Below are 15239 nucleotides of genomic sequence, written 5' to 3'. Positions count from 1 at the left end.
TACACACGTCTGAACCGAAAGATCTTGAGGACGACCCGATGCCCACCGCTTCCCATCACCGCGCCAGCCGCGACGGCTACCGTCCGATCCAGGTCTCCATCGAGTTCTTCCCGCCGAAGACCGACGAGATGGAGAAGGTCCTGTGGTCGTCGATCGAGCGGCTCGCCCCGCTCCAGCCGAAATTCGTCTCGGTGACCTATGGGGCCGGCGGCTCCACCCGCGAGCGCACCCACAACACCGTGGCGCGGATGATCAAGGAGACGAGCCTCAAGCCCGCCGCCCATCTCACCTGCGTGGACGCCACCCGCGAGGAGATCGACGAAGTCGTGCAATCCTATTGGGATGCCGGGGTACGCCACATCGTGGCCCTGCGCGGCGACCCGCAGGACGGCGTCGGCACCGCCTATCGGCCGCATCCCGGCGGCTATGCCCGGACCAGCGATCTGGTGGCGGGCATCAAGCGGATCGGCGATTTCAAGGTCTCGGTCTCGGCCTATCCCGAGAAGCATCCCGAGGCCGCCACCCTCGACGCCGATATCGACGCCCTGAAGGCCAAGGTCGATGCGGGTGCCGACCAGGCGATCACGCAGTTCTTCTTCGAGAACGACGTCTATCTCCGCTACGTGGAGAAGGTCCGCGCGGCGGGGATCGACATTCCGATCATCCCCGGCATCCTGCCGGTGCAGAACTTCAAGCAATCCGCCAATTTCGCCCGCCGCACCGGCGCCTCGGTGCCGTATTGGCTGGCCGCCCGGTTCGAGGGGCTGGACAACGACGTCGACACCCGCCGGCTGATCGCGGCGGCGGTGGCGGCCGAGCAGGTGCTCGATCTGGTGGACGAAGGCGTCAACGACTTCCATTTCTACTCGATGAACCGCTCCGACCTCGTCTATGCCATCTGCCATCTCCTCGGCCTGCGCGCGCAGGCGCCGAAGGTGGCGGCGGCGAAGGCGGCCTGAACGACCCTTGGACGGGGGCCTCTCCTCCCCCTTGTGGGGAGGAGCTGGAGGTGGGGGTGGTGTCGGATACGGCGCGACATCTTCGCGGCCACCCCCACCCCTGACCCCTCCCCACAAGGGGGAGGGGGATCATCTGCGACGGAACTTGAGAGACCCCATGACAGACCTCCGCCCCGTTGACGGAAAAGAGATCGAAACCGCCCTGCGCCAGCGGGCCGCGGAAAAAATCCTCGTCCTCGACGGGGCGATGGGCACCGTGATCCAGCGCCTCGGCTACGGCGAGGCGGATTTTCGCGGGGGGCGCTTCCTCGATCACGGCCACGACCAGAAGGGCAACAACGACCTCCTGATCCTGACCCAGCCCGACGCGATCCGGCAGATCCACCTCGATTACTTCCTGGCCGGCGCCGACCTCTGCGAGACTAATACCTTCTCGGGCACCACCATCGCCCAGGCCGATTACGGCATGGAATCGATCGTCCACGAATTGAACGCGGAAGGCGCGCGCCTCGCCCGCGAGGCCGCCGCTTTGGCCGAGAAGCAGGATGGCCGCCGCCGTTTCGTGGCCGGCGCCATCGGCCCGACGAACCGCACCCTGTCGATCTCGCCGGACGTGAACAATCCGGGCTACCGGGCGGTGACCTTCGATCAGGTCAAGACCGCCTATATGGAGCAGGTGCGCGGCCTGATGGATGGCGGCGCCGAACTGATCCTGATCGAGACCATCTTCGACACGCTCAACGCCAAGGCGGCGGTCGCTGCCGCCTGGGCGGTGTTCGAGGAGCGCGGCATGGTCCTGCCGATCATGATCTCGGGCACGATCACCGATCTTTCCGGCCGCACCCTCTCGGGCCAGACGCCCGAAGCGTTCTGGAACGCGCTGCGCCATGCCAGCCCCCTCACGATCGGGCTGAACTGCGCGCTCGGCGCCAAGGAAATGCGCGGCCACATCTCGGAACTGTCGCGTATCGCCGACACCCTGGTCTGCGCCTATCCGAATGCGGGTCTTCCCAACGAATTCGGCCTCTATGACGAGAGCCCCGAAGCCATGGGCAGGCTGGTGGGCGAGTTCGCCACCGCCGGCCTCGTCAACATGGTCGGCGGCTGCTGCGGCACCACCCCGGACCATATCCGCGCCATCGCGCAGGCCGTGGAGGGCGTGAAGCCCCGCGCGATCCCGGAGGTGCCCCGCCTGATGCGCCTGTCGGGCCTCGAGCCCTTCACGTTGACGAAGGAGATCCCCTTCGTGAACGTGGGCGAGCGCACCAACGTCACCGGCTCGGCCAAATTCCGCAAGCTCATCACCGCCGGCGATTACGCGGCCGCCCTCGACGTGGCGCGCGACCAGGTGGCGGCGGGCGCCAGCATCATCGACATCAACATGGACGAGGGCCTGCTCGATTCCGAGAAGGCGATGGTCGAGTTCCTCAACCTCGTGGCCGCCGAGCCCGACATCGCCCGCGTGCCGGTGATGATCGATTCCTCGAAATTCCACGTCATCGAGGCCGGGCTCAAATGCGTCCAGGGCAAGGCGATCGTGAACTCGATCTCCATGAAGGAGGGCGTCGAGAAGTTCATCGCCGACGCCAAGGTGTGCCGTTCCTACGGCGCCGCCGTGGTGGTCATGGCCTTCGACGAGCAGGGCCAGGCCGATTCTTACGAGCGCAAGGTCGAGATCTGCACCAAGGCCTACAAGGTCCTGACCGAGGAGGTCGGTTTCCCGCCGGAAGACATCATCTTCGATCCGAACGTGTTTGCCGTCGCCACCGGTATCGAGGAGCATAACGGCTACGGCGTCGCCTTCATCGAGGCGACCAAGACCATCCGCGAGACCCTGCCCCACGCCCATATCTCGGGCGGTATCTCGAATCTCAGCTTCGCCTTCCGCGGCAACGAGCCCGTGCGCGAGGCGATGCACGCGGTGTTCCTGTACCATGCGATCCAGGTCGGCATGGATATGGGCATCGTGAATGCCGGCCAGCTGGCGATCTACGCCGAGCTTCCGGCCGAGCTGCGCGAGCTGTGCGAGGACGTCGTCCTCAACCGGCGCGAGGATTCCACCGACCGGCTGCTCGATGCGGCCGCGCGCTTCAAGTCGGGCGGCGGCGTCCAGGCCAAGGCGGCCGACCTGTCCTGGCGCGAGGCTCCGGTGGAGAAGCGCATCGAGCACGCCCTGGTCAACGGGATCACCGAGTACATCCTCGTCGACACCGAGGAGGCGCGCCTCGGCGTCGAACGTCCGCTCCACGTCATCGAAGGCCCCTTGATGGCCGGCATGAACGTGGTCGGCGACCTGTTCGGCTCGGGCAAGATGTTCCTGCCGCAGGTGGTGAAGTCCGCCCGCGTGATGAAGCAGGCGGTGGCCTATCTCGAGCCCTTCATGGAGGCCGAGAAGCTCGCCAATGGCGGCGACGGCAAGCGCCAGGCCGCCGGCAAGATCCTGATGGCGACGGTGAAGGGCGACGTCCACGACATCGGCAAGAACATCGTCGGCGTCGTGCTCGCCTGCAACAATTACGAGATCATCGATCTGGGCGTGATGGTGCCGGCGGCCAAGATCCTCGACGTGGCCAAGCGTGAGAATGTCGACATCGTCGGCCTGTCGGGCCTCATCACGCCCTCGCTGGACGAGATGGTTCACGTCGCGGCCGAGATGGAGCGCGAGGGTTTCGACGTGCCGCTCCTCATCGGTGGCGCCACGACCAGCCGTGTCCACACGGCGGTGAAGATCCACCCGTCCTACAACCGTGGCCAGACCGTCTACGTGACGGATGCCAGCCGCGCCGTGGGTGTGGTCTCCAGCCTGCTCTCGAAGGAGACGCGGGACACCACCATCGCCAACATCCGGGCCGAGTACCGCAAGGTCTCGGATGCCCATGCCCGCTCGGAGCTCGACAAGCAGCGCCTGCCGCTCGCCAAAGCCCGCGCCAACCCGTTCAAGATCGACTGGTCGGGCTACCGTCCGACCAAGCCGAGCTTCACCGGCGTGCGGGTCTACTCCTCCTACGAGGTCGCCGACCTCGTGCCGTATATCGACTGGACGCCGTTCCTCCAGACCTACGAGTTCAAGGGCCGCTACCCGGCGATCTTCGAGGACCCGAACCAGGGTCCGGCGGCAAAGGCCCTGTTCGACGACGCGCAGGAGATGCTGAAGCAGATCGTCGACGAGCGCTGGTTCAACCCGAAGGCGATCATCGGCTTCTGGCCGGCAAATTCGGTGGGCGACGACATCGCGCTCTATACCGGCGAGAGCCGCTCCGAAAAACTCGCGACCTTCCACGGCCTGCGCCAGCAGCTGTCGAAGCGCGACGGGCGCGCCAATATCTGCCTGTCCGACTTCGTGGCACCGACGGAGACGGGCATCGGCGATTACGTCGGCGGCTTCGTGGTCACGGCTGGGCTGGAAGAGGTGCGGATCGCCGAGCGGTTCGAGCGGGCCAACGACGATTACCGCTCGATCCTGGTCAAGGCGCTCGCCGACCGCATTGCCGAGGCGCTGGCCGAGCGCATGCACGAGCGGGTGCGCAAGGAGTTCTGGGGCTATGCCCCCGACGAGACCTTCGCTCCCGAAGATCTCGTGCGCGAGGACTATGCCGGCATCCGCCCGGCGCCGGGCTATCCCTCCCAGCCCGACCACACCGAGAAGGTCACCCTGTTCGACCTGCTCAAGGCCGACTCGCGCATCGGCGTGAAGCTCACCGAGAGCTATGCCATGTGGCCGGGCTCGTCAGTCTCGGGCCTCTACATCGCCCACCCGGACGCGCATTACTTCGGCGTCGCCAAGGTCGAGCGCGATCAGGTCGAGGATTACGCCCTGCGCAAGGGCATGGACCTTCGGGAGGTGGAGCGCTGGCTCGGGCCGATCCTCAACTACGACCCGGCCCGCTATCTTGCGGTGGCGGCGGAGTAAGAGTGCCTCATGTAACTCTCGATCACGGTCGGCTCTCGCTGCGAGCTCGACAGCGCAGCGGGAGTTTCGTGAGAGACACGAAGGCATGCGATTCGGTGGAATGGAGCGCGGGTGTGTCCTGGCGAGGCTTGACCGTCGGACCGCCCGCGCTTCAATGCGATCCCTTGATCGATGGCTTGATCGATGGCTTGAGCGGAGCGCGACCACGTTGAACCGGACCACCGGAATCCTGGCCGTCGCGGTCACTCTCGCTCTCGGAGTCTCGGGCTGCACCGGTTTCTCCTACCTGTCGAAGAACTACGCCAGCGTGGGCGTTCAGGTGGTGACCATCGGCTGCAAGGACCCGTATTCCGTCTACGACCAGCGCCGCGTGAACAAGATGCTCGTCGTCTCCGACGGAGTGCGGGAAATCACGGGCTGCGGCATCGACGAGCGTTACGACGGGCAGGGCGGCCCGGCGGAGACCCGTGCCAAGCGGTTGCGCGAGGCGGCGCGGGCCTTCCTCGACGAGACGGCCCGCGAGAATTGCAAGATCACCGGGGAAGCGATCTTCTCCGACCTGCAGACCGAGTTCTCCTACATCTGCAAGCCGACGCCGGAAGAGCGCGGCCTCAAGGTGCCCCGCCTCCCCGGTCGCGGTTGAACCAGTCAGTCCCCATTCGCTGAGGACGGACGCGGAAAAGTCCGCTCCGCCGCATCGCCCGAGGCCGCGAGCAGGGCACGGGCGAGGTCGCGCGCCTCCCGCCGGTCGAGGGCGAGAATGGCGGTGAAGGGCGTCCCGGACAGGTCCGCGAGGCCGAGTTCGAGCCGCACACCGTCCGGCAATGCGGCGACGGCGAGACTCCAGTCCCGTTCCTGCTGCCCGTTCATGTGCCCCACTCCCGTTCGGCTCGCGGCATCGGCCCGAGGATGGGCGGCGATCCATCGGACCACGCCGATGTCGCGATGCCGGAAACCGCGCATGGAATGACCGATTGTGGCGCGCAGGGCCAGAGGGGAAGCGCCGCCCGCGAAACTCTCTCGGACGCGGGCGATTGACGGGCGGCGGCGGAACGGTGTTTCTCCGCCCGCGAAACGGCCGGATCGCCGGCCCGGCAGCCAATGCCCAGGAACAAGGAAACGCCCACATGTCCGAGATCTGGTTCCGCACCGGAGAGGCCACCGTCCTCGCCGCCGATGGCCAGTACACCGACGCGATGCCGGAGGTGCTGATCGGCTCCACCCGCGGTCCGGTGGGCCAGGCCTTCGCCGGCATGATGGGGCAGGTCCAGGGCCACACCCGCATGTTCGTGGTGCGCGACCTGAACCAGCTCGTGCGCCCCTCCACGATGATGACCACCAAGGCGACGATCCACACGGCGGAATACGTCAACTTGCTGGGCGGCGTGGTTCAGGCCGCCACGGGCGACGCCATCGTCGATTGCGTGATCGAGGGCATCCTGCCGAAGGACGGGCTCGACGAGCTGTGCATGATCATCATGATCTGGCTCGATCCGCGCTGCGCCGAGGACGCCAATCTCGACCAGAAGGACCTCTACCGCACCAATTACGAGGCGACGAAGCTCGCCATCGCCCGCGCCATCAAGGGCGAGCCGAGCATCGACGAGCTCATCGCCAACCGCAAGACGGTGAAGCACTACGCGCTCGAGGACATCGTCGAGTACTGAGAGACCGGAGAACCCGCGGGTGGAGGGATGCGCGGGCGTTCCTCCACCCGCCGACCATCCCTATCCGGAAAAAGCGGCCGTCAGGGCGGGGATCGCCGCCCTCAGGCCGATACGGGTGCCATGGCCCGTGGCTGCATCCCGGCCGTTCCGGCGCCGCCACGGGGCCGCGCGCCCGACACCTCGCGTAAGGAGTCCACCGTCTCGTCGGAGCTCGCGGCGACGAGATCGCGCCGCCGTTCCGCCGTCGGGATCGGCATGCGCACCATGATGATGGTGCCGAGGCCCTCCTCCGAACGGATGCGCAGCGAACCGCCATGCAGCTCCGCCATGGAGCGGGCGATGGCGAGACCCAGCCCGGACCCTTTATGCGTGCGCGTGAGATTCGTCTCCACCTGCTGGAAGGGCGAGCCGAGGCGGCGCAGCGCCGCCTTCGGGATGCCGATCCCATTGTCCTCGATGAAGATGTTGACGAGATCGCCGGAGGGACGCGCCTTGACGACGATGCGCCCGTCTCCCCCGGGGGTGAATTTCACCGCGTTCTGGATGAGGTTCAGGAGGATCTGGTGCAGGGCGCGGCCGTCGGCCAGCAGGGTCAGATCGGTGGCGACGTCGACGCCGATGGTCAGCGACTTCGCCTTGGCCGCCTCGGCCACCAGCTTCAGCGCATTCTGGACCGCGCTGTCGAGGGAGACTTCCTGCAGGGCCAAGCGGACGCGGTGCGATTCGATGCGCGACATGTTGAGGATGTCGTCGATGACCGAGAGCAGGTAGTCGCCGCTGGAGCGGATGTCGCGGCAATACTCGGTGTAGCGCGGGGAGCCGAGCGTCCCGTAGACCCCGCTCTCCATCAACTCCGCGAAGCCCATGATGGCGTTGAGCGGCGTGCGCAACTCGTGGCTCATGGTGGCGAGGAACTCGGACTTCGTTTGGTTGGCGGTCTCGGCCTGGGCTTTCTGGTCGAGGTAGCGCTCGGCGAGGTCCGCGAGCTGCTGCGTCTGGAGTTCCAGGGTCCGGCGCGAGCGCTTGAGATCCTTGACCGTCTCGATCAGTTCGCGCTCCGAGGCGACGAGCTGCTCCTGCTGGCGCTTGAGGTTGGTGATGTCGGTGCCGACGGAGACGTACCCGCCGTCCTTGGTCCGCCGCTCGCTGATCTGGAGCCAGCGACCGTCGGTGAGCTCCGCCTCGAAGGTGCGGGCCGTGGCCGACGAGGCCTCGATCTCGCGCAACTCGCGGCGCACCGGCGGCAGGACGCCCCGGCCCATGATCTCGTGGTAGCGCTTGCCCGGAATCGCGTCGTCCGGGCTCAGGGCATGGAGGTGGCGGAACTTGGAATTGCACAGGACGAGGCGGTTGCTCGTGTCCCACAGGACGAAGGCTTCGGAGATCGCCTCCACCGCGTCGCGCAGGCGCATGTCGGCGGTGGCGTTGGATTCGGCGAGCTGGCGCTGCTCGGTGACGTCGAGGGCGATGCCGACGAGGTGACGGCCGCCATCGACCTGATCGGGGACGATCTCGGCGCGGGTGCGCAGCCAGATCCAGCCGCCATTGGCGCTGCGCATGCGGAACTCGTGATCGACGGTGGATTGGCTCGCGGCCAGCTGTCGGGCCAGGGCGTAGAGGTCGCCGTCATCGGGATGGACCAGGGCGTTCACGTCCCCGAAGGACAGGAACTCCCGCTCCCGGCGGTAGCCGAGCAGGGCATACATCGAATCCGACCAGTAGATCCGGCCGCGCGGGATATCCCAGTCCCACAATCCGCAACGGCCACGGCCGAGCGCCGTGTCGAGCCGCTGCTTGATCTGCTCGCAGAGCCTGTCCACCGCGTAGGCGCGCTGGGTCTGGAGCGCGTAGGCGATCCCGATCCCGATGATGACGAGGGCGGCGGCGCCGTAGAGAACCACCTGATGCCGCATCCGCATGGCCCAGGCGTCGAGGACCGGCGCGATGGGCTGGATCACGGCGATCTGGCCGCGGCCCTTGGGAAGCGTCCGCAAGGCCGCGAAGGCCTGCTCGCCGTTGGCGAGGGTGAGGGCCATCACGCCGGCGCGCTCGCCCAGCGTGCTGAGCGCCTGCATCTCGCCGAGGCGGTCCGTGAGGGTCCCGCTCAGATCCGTCAGTGCCGGATGGGCGCCGAGGATGGTCTCGGATGCCGAGGTCACGAGGATCTGACGTCCGGCCGGCATCAGGGACGCGGGAACGAGCGTCTCCAGGCGCGACCGGATCGCGGGGGAGGTCGCCTCCACATCCGCCAGGGCGCCGGTGACGAGACGCGTGAACGTCTCGATGTCGGTGACCGTATCGCGCAGGATCTCGCTGCGCTCGCCGCGCAGCTGAAGCGCCGCGCCCGCCGCGAGGCAGACGAGAAACGTGGCCAGAAAGGCGGGCACCGCATAGCGGAGCCAGATCTCGGCACGGACGAACCGGGTATGGGCCGCAGTCTGAGGGCGGTGAATACCAAGAATCGTATCCGCACGTGCGGAGAGGGAAGCGGAATCCGCCTCCAGCATGACAAGCCCCCGCAGCTGTGGATGAGTCGTTCCTCGGCGTGGAGTGAGTCACGCTTCGAATCGTATCCAATTCAGCATTTCCACAGGCAACTTGTCCACGAAATTCTTGGGCGAGCGCTTGACTCTCGGCTCGGTGTGACAATCGGATTCGAAGAATCGATAGTTCGAATTTGACCTTATTTTAGAAAGCGTTAACCATTCTCGAGTGTCCGGCCGAGGATATCGGCCACGTCACGCGAAAGCCCCCCGGCGGAGGCGAATTCGCCAAGCGTGACCGTAGCTTGAGTCCGCCGTCCGGATTCCAACATTTTCCACGAACCGAACGCGGTGAGGAGCCGCGCGGCGAGCTGTGGATTCGTCCCGTCGATGGTCCGGATCGCGTCCGCCATCAATCTGAAGCCCGCTCCGTCGGGTCGGGCGAACTGGGTCGGGTTCGCCATGGCGAAGGTCCCGAGAAGCGCGCGTACCCGGTTCGGGTTGGTGATGGCGAAAGCCGGATGGCCCTGAAGCGCCGCGACGCGGGCGATGGTGCCATCCTCCGGGATCATCGCCTGAAGGGCGAACCATTTGTCGAGGACCAGCGGCTCGTCGGCATAACGGTCGCCGAAGGCATGGAGGGCCGCCTCCCTCGCTTCGCCGGGGATCGCGGCCAGGGTGGAGAGGGCCGCCAGCCGGTCGGTCATGGTGGCGGCCTCGGCGAATTGAGCGGCGGCGAGTTCGCCGCCTCGGACTTCGTCCGCCGCGACGATGAGGTCGAGGGCGGCGTTGCGCAGGGCCCTGCGCCCGGCCGAGGCCGCATCGGGGCTGAAGGCCGCGCCCGTCGCGTCGGTCATGGCGGCGTGGAGGGAGTCCAGTCGTCGTCCGAGACCCTGCCCGATCTGGCGCCGCAGGGTCCGCCGGGCGCGGTGAATCGCATCGGGATCGACGTCGCCGCCGATTTCGTTGGCGACGTCGCTTTCGCTCGGCAGGCCGAGGACGAGGGCGGCGAAAGCCGGATCCCTCAGGGCTTCGGCATCGAGGAAGGTGGAAAGAGCCTTGATGAAGGCGCGCGCGTCCGGTCCCGCATCCTCCGCCGGCGGGGCATCGGCCCTCGTCCGTTCGACGATCAGGCGCATGGCGACGCTCTGGGCCGCCTGCCAGCGGTTGAACGCGTCGGTGTCGCGGGCGAGCAGTCTCAGGCGGTCGGCATCGCTCGATGCCATCTCGATCCGGACCGGGGCGGAGAAGCCCCGCAACAGAGAGGGCACCGGCCTCTCGTCGACCCCTGAGAACACGATCTCGTCGCAGGCGCGGTCGAGGACGAACACACCCTCGCTCACGCGCTCGCAGGAGGCGGCGATGGGGCCACCCTCGCCGACGAGGCCGAGGGCGATGGGGATGACGAGGGGCGGGCTGTCCTCGGCGCCGGCCAAAAGCTGGCGGAAGCGCAGGCGATAGGTCCGCGCCGTGGCGTCGTAATCCCCCTCGACGCTCACCACCGGCGTTCCGGGCCGCTCGTACCACCGCGCGAAATCCGACAAGTCGCGCCCGGTCTCGGCACTGAACGCGCCGAGGAAATCCTCCACCGTGGCGGCCCGCCCGTCATTGTCGGCGAAGTAGCGGTCCATCCCGGCGCGGAAGGCGGCGGCGCCGATCAGGCTGCGCAGCATGCGCACGATCTCCGCGCCCTTCTCGTAGACGGTGGCGGTGTAGAAGTTGTTGATCTCGGCATAGGCCCGGGGCCGGACCGGATGGGCCAGCGGCCCGGCATCCTCCGGGAACTGGCGTGCGCGCAGCGTCCTGACCTCGCCGATGCGATGGACCGCGCGCGAGCGCATGTCCGACGAAAATTCCTGGTCGCGGAAGACCGTGAGGCCCTCCTTCAGGCAGAGCTGGAACCAGTCGCGGCAGGTGACGCGGTTGCCCGACCAATTGTGGAAATACTCATGGGCGATGATCCGCTCGATCGCCGCGTAATCGGCATCGGTGGCGGTGTCGGGCGAGGCGAGGACGTATTTGTCGTTGAAGATGTTGAGGCCCTTGTTCTCCATGGCGCCCATGTTGAAATCGGACACCGCCACGACGTTGAAGACGTCGAGATCGTAGGCGCGGCCGAACGCCTCCTCGTCCCAGGTCATCGAGCGGGCGATGGCGTCGAGGGCATAGGCGGCCCGGTCCGACTTGCCCGGCTCCACGTAGACGGCGAGGGAAACGGGGCGGCCCTCCATCGTGGTGAACTCAGCGGACACCCGGTCGAGGCGGCCGCCGACGAGGGCGAAGAGATAGGCGGGCTTCGGGTGCGGATCGTGCCAGATGGCATAATGCCGGCCCGGGCCGGCGGGCCCGGCTTCCGTCAGGTTGCCGTTGCCGAGAAGGACCGGCGCTTCGTCGGCATCGGCTTCGATCCGGGTCGTATAGACCGACATCACGTCGGGCCGGTCGAGGAAGTAGGTGATCCGGCGGAAGCCGTCGGCCTCGCACTGGGTGCAGTAGACGCCGCTCGACCGGTAGAGGCCCATGAGCTTGGTGTTGGCGGTCGGGTCGACCCGCGTCTCGATCGCCAGCGTGAAGGGCTGTCGCGGCGGCTCATGCACCGTCAGCGCCGAGGCGGTGGCGGAATAGGCCGCCGGATCGAGGATTTCGCCGTCGAGCGACAGCCGCGTCAGCGTGAGATCGTCACCGTCCAGCACCAGGGGCGCGTCGGAGCGCTCGTCCGGGTTCGGGCGCAGGGCCAGGGTCGCGACGATCCTGGTCTCGCGGGGATGGAGCCGGACGTCGAGGGCCACCGTGTCGATGAGGTGGTCGCTCGGCCGGTAATCTTCGAGACGGATCAGGGTCGGGCTTTCGGTGCGCATGCGGTCGGTCCTGATCGGGAGCGAGGATTGAGAACGGCTCCGTGTCGCCGGTCCGCCCGGCTTCCACCCTCGTTGTATGAGTGGGCGGGAGCGTCGGGGGCATCGCGGCGTTGACGCCCGGCATAGCCGGGCCACATAGGCGGCATCAACCGGAGACGACCCAGCCCATGGAATACCTGCACACGATGGTCCGCGTGGCGGATCTCGACAAGGCGCTCGCCTTCTACGTGGACACGTTCGGCTTGCGCGAGACCCGCCGCGTGGAGAACGAGAAGGGCCGCTTCACCCTCGTCTTCCTCGCGGCCCCCGGCGATTACGACACGGCCCTGGAGACGAAGGCGCCCCAGGTGGAGCTCACCTACAACTGGGATCCGGAGACCTATTCCGGCGGGCGCAATTTCGGTCACCTCGCCTATCAGGTGGACGACATCTACGCCTTCTGCGCGCGCCTGCAGGACAAGGGCGTGACCATCAACCGGCCGCCGCGCGACGGCTACATGGCGTTCGTGAAGTCGCCGGACGGGATCTCCATCGAGATCCTGCAGAAGGGCGAGGCGAAGGCCCCGCAGGAGCCTTGGGCCTCCATGGAGAATACCGGCTCCTGGTAGGACGGCGCAATCGCGGGGCGCGTCATCGCGCGCCCCGCGTACCGGGTCATGAACCTATGCGCCGCCCAATTCATTGGCCGGCGTGATGCCGAGTTCGGCGAGCTTGGCGGAGACGGCTTCGATCGGCCGTTTGAGCTTCAGGCTGATGATGGAGACCGGCACGCGCTCGCGCGCCAGCGTCCGGAGTTCGGATACGTTTTCGAGCGTCCAGGCCGAATCGCTCGTTGCCATGGTCACCTCCTCACGTTGGCGGGCCGCCGCGACAGGCGTGGCCCACCAGGGGAGCTAGGGCCGCCTGGATCGTCGAGCAAGCCGCCGAACAAAATCCCGCCATGGCGCCCGGATGGGCATCCGGCTCCTTGACCTCGGGCGCGATGGCGGCGCACATCCGCGCCGGATCAGTCGGCCGGGCGGCCGCTCCGGTGCGAACCGGGGAGGAAAGTCCGGGCTCCATGGAGAGACGGTGCCGGATAACGTCCGGCGGGGGCGACCCCAGGGACAGTGCCACAGAGAGCAGACCGCCCTGCTTCATGCAGGGTAAGGGTGAAAGGGTGCGGTAAGAGCGCACCGCGGACGCGGCAACGCGGACGGCACGGCAAACCCCACCGGGAGCAAAACCGAATAGGGGCGACACGCTCGGTCCGACAGGACGGGGCAGGCCCTCTCTCCAGGCTCGTCGCCCGGGTTGGTTGCTCGAGGCGTTCGGTAACGATCGTCCCAGAGGAATGGCCGCCACGTCCGGGAGTTCGCTCCCGGGCCCTACAGAACCCGGCTTAAAGGCCGGCTGATCCGCTTCCCGCCGGCACCCGGCGAGCGTCGTTCCACGCATCGAATAGGCTGCATAAAACCGACGAAACTTACCGTCGGTTAACCTTGCTGAGGTCTGATCGGTCTCGACGGAGCCCATGCGGGTCCGCGCGTTGACGGTGCTCAGAGGCTCATGTTACCCGGAATCACTTCGTCAGCGGCGATTTTGGGAACGGCGGACGCACAGGGCGCTCGTCTGGGGCGAAGTGCGGGCCGCGTCCGCGACGTCCCGTCTTCCTTTGCCGTTCCGTCTCTTCCGGCCGCCTCGGAGCGGTCGATGCCCGCCGCAGGGACGCATGCGTCACATCCTTTCTTCCGTCGCCGTCCGGCGTCCTCGACCCGTTCCGCTTCGGCGCGCTTCGCCCCGGTCCGTCTCGCACGTCGCCATCGGCCGGTTCGCGGCATGACGGTCCTTCATGACGGCGCCCCCGACGGCCCGGCGGCGACCCCGCCCCACATTCCCGTGCTGCTCGCGGAGGTGGTGGCCTCGCTCGGGCTGACCGGCGCGTCCCTGGCGGTGGACGGCACCTTCGGTGCGGGCGGTTACACCCGCGCGATGCTCCAGGCCGACCCGGGCGTTCGCGTGCTGGCCATCGACCGCGATCCCAACGCCATCGCCGGCGGCGCGGCCCTCGTGGCCGCCTCCGAAGGGCGCCTGACCCTGGTGCCGGGCCGGTTCGGCACGCTCGACGCCCTCGTCCGGGACCAGGGTACTGAGACGGCTGACGCCGTCGTCCTCGATATCGGCGTCTCCTCGATGCAGATCGACCAGGCCGACCGCGGCTTCTCGTTCCGCAACGACGGCCCCCTCGACATGCGCATGGAGCGCGCCGGCCAGAGCGCCGCCGACCTCGTCAACGGCGCCGAGGAGGCGACGCTGGCCGACATCATCTACCATTACGGCGAGGAGCGCCGCTCGCGGGCGGTGGCCCGCGCCATCATCGAGGCGCGGCGGAAGGGCCCGATCGAGACCACGGCGGCGCTGGCCGAGGTCGTGTCGAGCGTGGTCTGGGCCGATCCCGCCAGCGGAATCCATCCCGCCACGCGGACCTTCCAGGGGCTGCGCATCGCCGTGAACGACGAACTGGGCGAACTCGTCCAGGCGCTTCATGCCGCCGAACGGATCCTCCGGCCCGGCGGGCGCCTCGCCGTGGTCACCTTCCATTCGCTGGAAGACCGCATCGTCAAGCAGTTCTTCTCCGCGCGCAGCGGCCGGGCGGCCCAGGCCTCCCGCCACCTGCCGAGCGCCGATGCGCCGACCCCGCGCAGCTTCACCATGGTGACGAAGGGGCCGGTGACGGCATCGGATTCCGAGATCCATGCCAATCCGCGCTCGCGCTCGGCCAAGCTCCGGGCCGCCGAGCGCACCATGGCGCCCGTCGCGCCGCCGCTGGCCGCCATCGAAGCGCTGGCGGCCCTTCCCGCCCAGCGCGGTCACCTCGTCTCGAAGAGCGGTGGAGTGCGTCGGTGATCCGTCTGCTGAACGTCCTCGCCATCCTCGGCCTGATCGGCTCGGCGATCTACGCCTACTCGATCAAGTACGACACGCTGTACCAGGCCGGTCAGGTCTCGAAGGCCAAGAGCCAGCTCCACAAGGAGCGGCAGGCCATCGCGGTGCTGCGGGCCGAGTGGCAGCTCCTGACCCGCCCCGACCGCCTGCAGGCGGCGGTGGAGCGCCATCTCGCCCTGGAGCCCATCGGCGTGAACCATCTCGGACGCCTCTCCGACCTGCCGATGCGTCCCGACCGCGGCGACGAGATCGGCCGCCTGCTGGCCGCCACCGCGACGCCCAAGGAGAAGTCGGCGGCGAAGTCCTCCGACGAGCCGAGGACGACCGGTTCGATCACCACGCGCACCACGACCACCAAGCCGACGACCACCGCGTCGGCGACCAAGACGACCACCGTCCAAACCACCAGAACGCCCAATACGGTTTCGAGGTAGTCC

At 67.7% G+C, this 15239-nt stretch carries 11 protein-coding genes and 1 other RNA gene; 8 read left to right on the top strand and 4 right to left on the bottom strand.

The genetic code is table 11. The annotated features are described in order from the left end of the window. Positions 1 to 38 precede the first annotated feature (38 nt). The 3 genes from metF (at position 39) to A3OM_RS0118095 (ending at position 5512) form a co-directional block, all read left to right on the top strand. Entirely contained in the window at positions 39 to 959 is a 921-nt protein-coding gene (gene metF, locus A3OM_RS0118105) for a methylenetetrahydrofolate reductase [NAD(P)H] (protein ID WP_018045190.1), read from the top strand. Between the two features lie 157 nt (positions 960 to 1116). Beyond that, positions 1117 to 4869 carry a methionine synthase gene (gene metH, locus A3OM_RS0118100; protein ID WP_018045189.1) on the top strand — a complete coding sequence of 1251 codons (3753 nt, stop codon included), beginning with the start codon at positions 1117 to 1119 and terminating at the stop codon, positions 4867 to 4869. Positions 4870 to 5077: 208 nt separating this feature from the next. Beyond that, positions 5078 to 5512, top strand: coding sequence for a hypothetical protein (locus tag A3OM_RS0118095; protein WP_018045188.1), 435 nt, complete (start codon positions 5078 to 5080; stop codon positions 5510 to 5512). 5 nt (positions 5513 to 5517) lie between these two features. On the opposite strand, the gene A3OM_RS0118090 is transcribed toward A3OM_RS0118095, so the two are convergent. After that, the gene (locus tag A3OM_RS0118090; RefSeq protein ID WP_018045187.1) at positions 5518 to 5739 is read right to left on the bottom strand and encodes a hypothetical protein; all 222 of its coding nucleotides are present in this window, start codon (positions 5737 to 5739) and stop codon (positions 5518 to 5520) included. A gap of 257 nt (positions 5740 to 5996) precedes the next feature. On the opposite strand from A3OM_RS0118090, the gene fae reads away from it, so the two are divergent. Further along, positions 5997 to 6536 (top strand): formaldehyde-activating enzyme, encoded by a 540-nt coding sequence (gene fae / locus A3OM_RS0118085; protein WP_026176175.1) that lies wholly within the window; start codon positions 5997 to 5999, stop codon positions 6534 to 6536. Between the two features lie 101 nt (positions 6537 to 6637). Here fae and A3OM_RS0118080 read toward each other — a convergent pair whose 3' ends face one another. Both A3OM_RS0118080 and pepN read right to left on the bottom strand, forming a co-directional pair. Next, positions 6638 to 9043 carry an ATP-binding protein gene (locus A3OM_RS0118080; RefSeq protein ID WP_018045185.1) on the bottom strand — a complete coding sequence of 802 codons (2406 nt, stop codon included), beginning with the start codon at positions 9041 to 9043 and terminating at the stop codon, positions 6638 to 6640. A gap of 191 nt (positions 9044 to 9234) precedes the next feature. Beyond that, the gene (gene pepN, locus A3OM_RS0118075; RefSeq protein ID WP_018045184.1) at positions 9235 to 11877 is read right to left on the bottom strand and encodes an aminopeptidase N; all 2643 of its coding nucleotides are present in this window, start codon (positions 11875 to 11877) and stop codon (positions 9235 to 9237) included. 167 nt (positions 11878 to 12044) lie between these two features. On the opposite strand from pepN, the gene A3OM_RS0118070 reads away from it, so the two are divergent. Then, positions 12045 to 12485 carry a VOC family protein gene (locus A3OM_RS0118070; protein ID WP_018045183.1) on the top strand — a complete coding sequence of 147 codons (441 nt, stop codon included), beginning with the start codon at positions 12045 to 12047 and terminating at the stop codon, positions 12483 to 12485. 54 nt (positions 12486 to 12539) lie between these two features. Here the strand turns inward: A3OM_RS0118070 and A3OM_RS26195 are convergent, their stop codons facing one another. Then, positions 12540 to 12716, bottom strand: a complete 177-nt coding sequence (locus tag A3OM_RS26195; RefSeq protein WP_018045182.1) for a hypothetical protein — start codon at positions 12714 to 12716, stop codon at positions 12540 to 12542. A 167-nt stretch (positions 12717 to 12883) separates the two neighbouring features. Here A3OM_RS26195 and rnpB point away from each other — a divergent pair. The 3 genes from rnpB (at position 12884) to A3OM_RS0118055 (ending at position 15236) form a co-directional block, all read left to right on the top strand. Then, positions 12884 to 13277, top strand: an RNA gene (gene rnpB, locus A3OM_RS24875) — RNase P RNA component class A. 418 nt (positions 13278 to 13695) lie between these two features. Further along, entirely contained in the window at positions 13696 to 14763 is a 1068-nt protein-coding gene (gene rsmH, locus A3OM_RS0118060; RefSeq protein ID WP_018045181.1) for a 16S rRNA (cytosine(1402)-N(4))-methyltransferase RsmH, read from the top strand. Further along, complete coding sequence (locus A3OM_RS0118055; RefSeq protein ID WP_018045180.1) at positions 14760 to 15236, top strand: hypothetical protein; 477 nt, start codon at positions 14760 to 14762, stop codon at positions 15234 to 15236. Before rsmH ends, A3OM_RS0118055 begins: the two co-directional genes overlap by 4 nt. The last annotated feature ends 3 nt before the right edge of the window (positions 15237 to 15239 follow it).

Origin of the sequence: Methylobacterium sp. 88A (assembly GCF_000376345.1) — a bacterium.
GTDB classification, from domain to species: Bacteria; Pseudomonadota; Alphaproteobacteria; order Rhizobiales; family Beijerinckiaceae; genus Methylobacterium; species Methylobacterium bullatum.
Note: the sequence above shows the minus strand (reverse complement) of the source record. Positions and strands in the feature narration are given on the sequence as shown.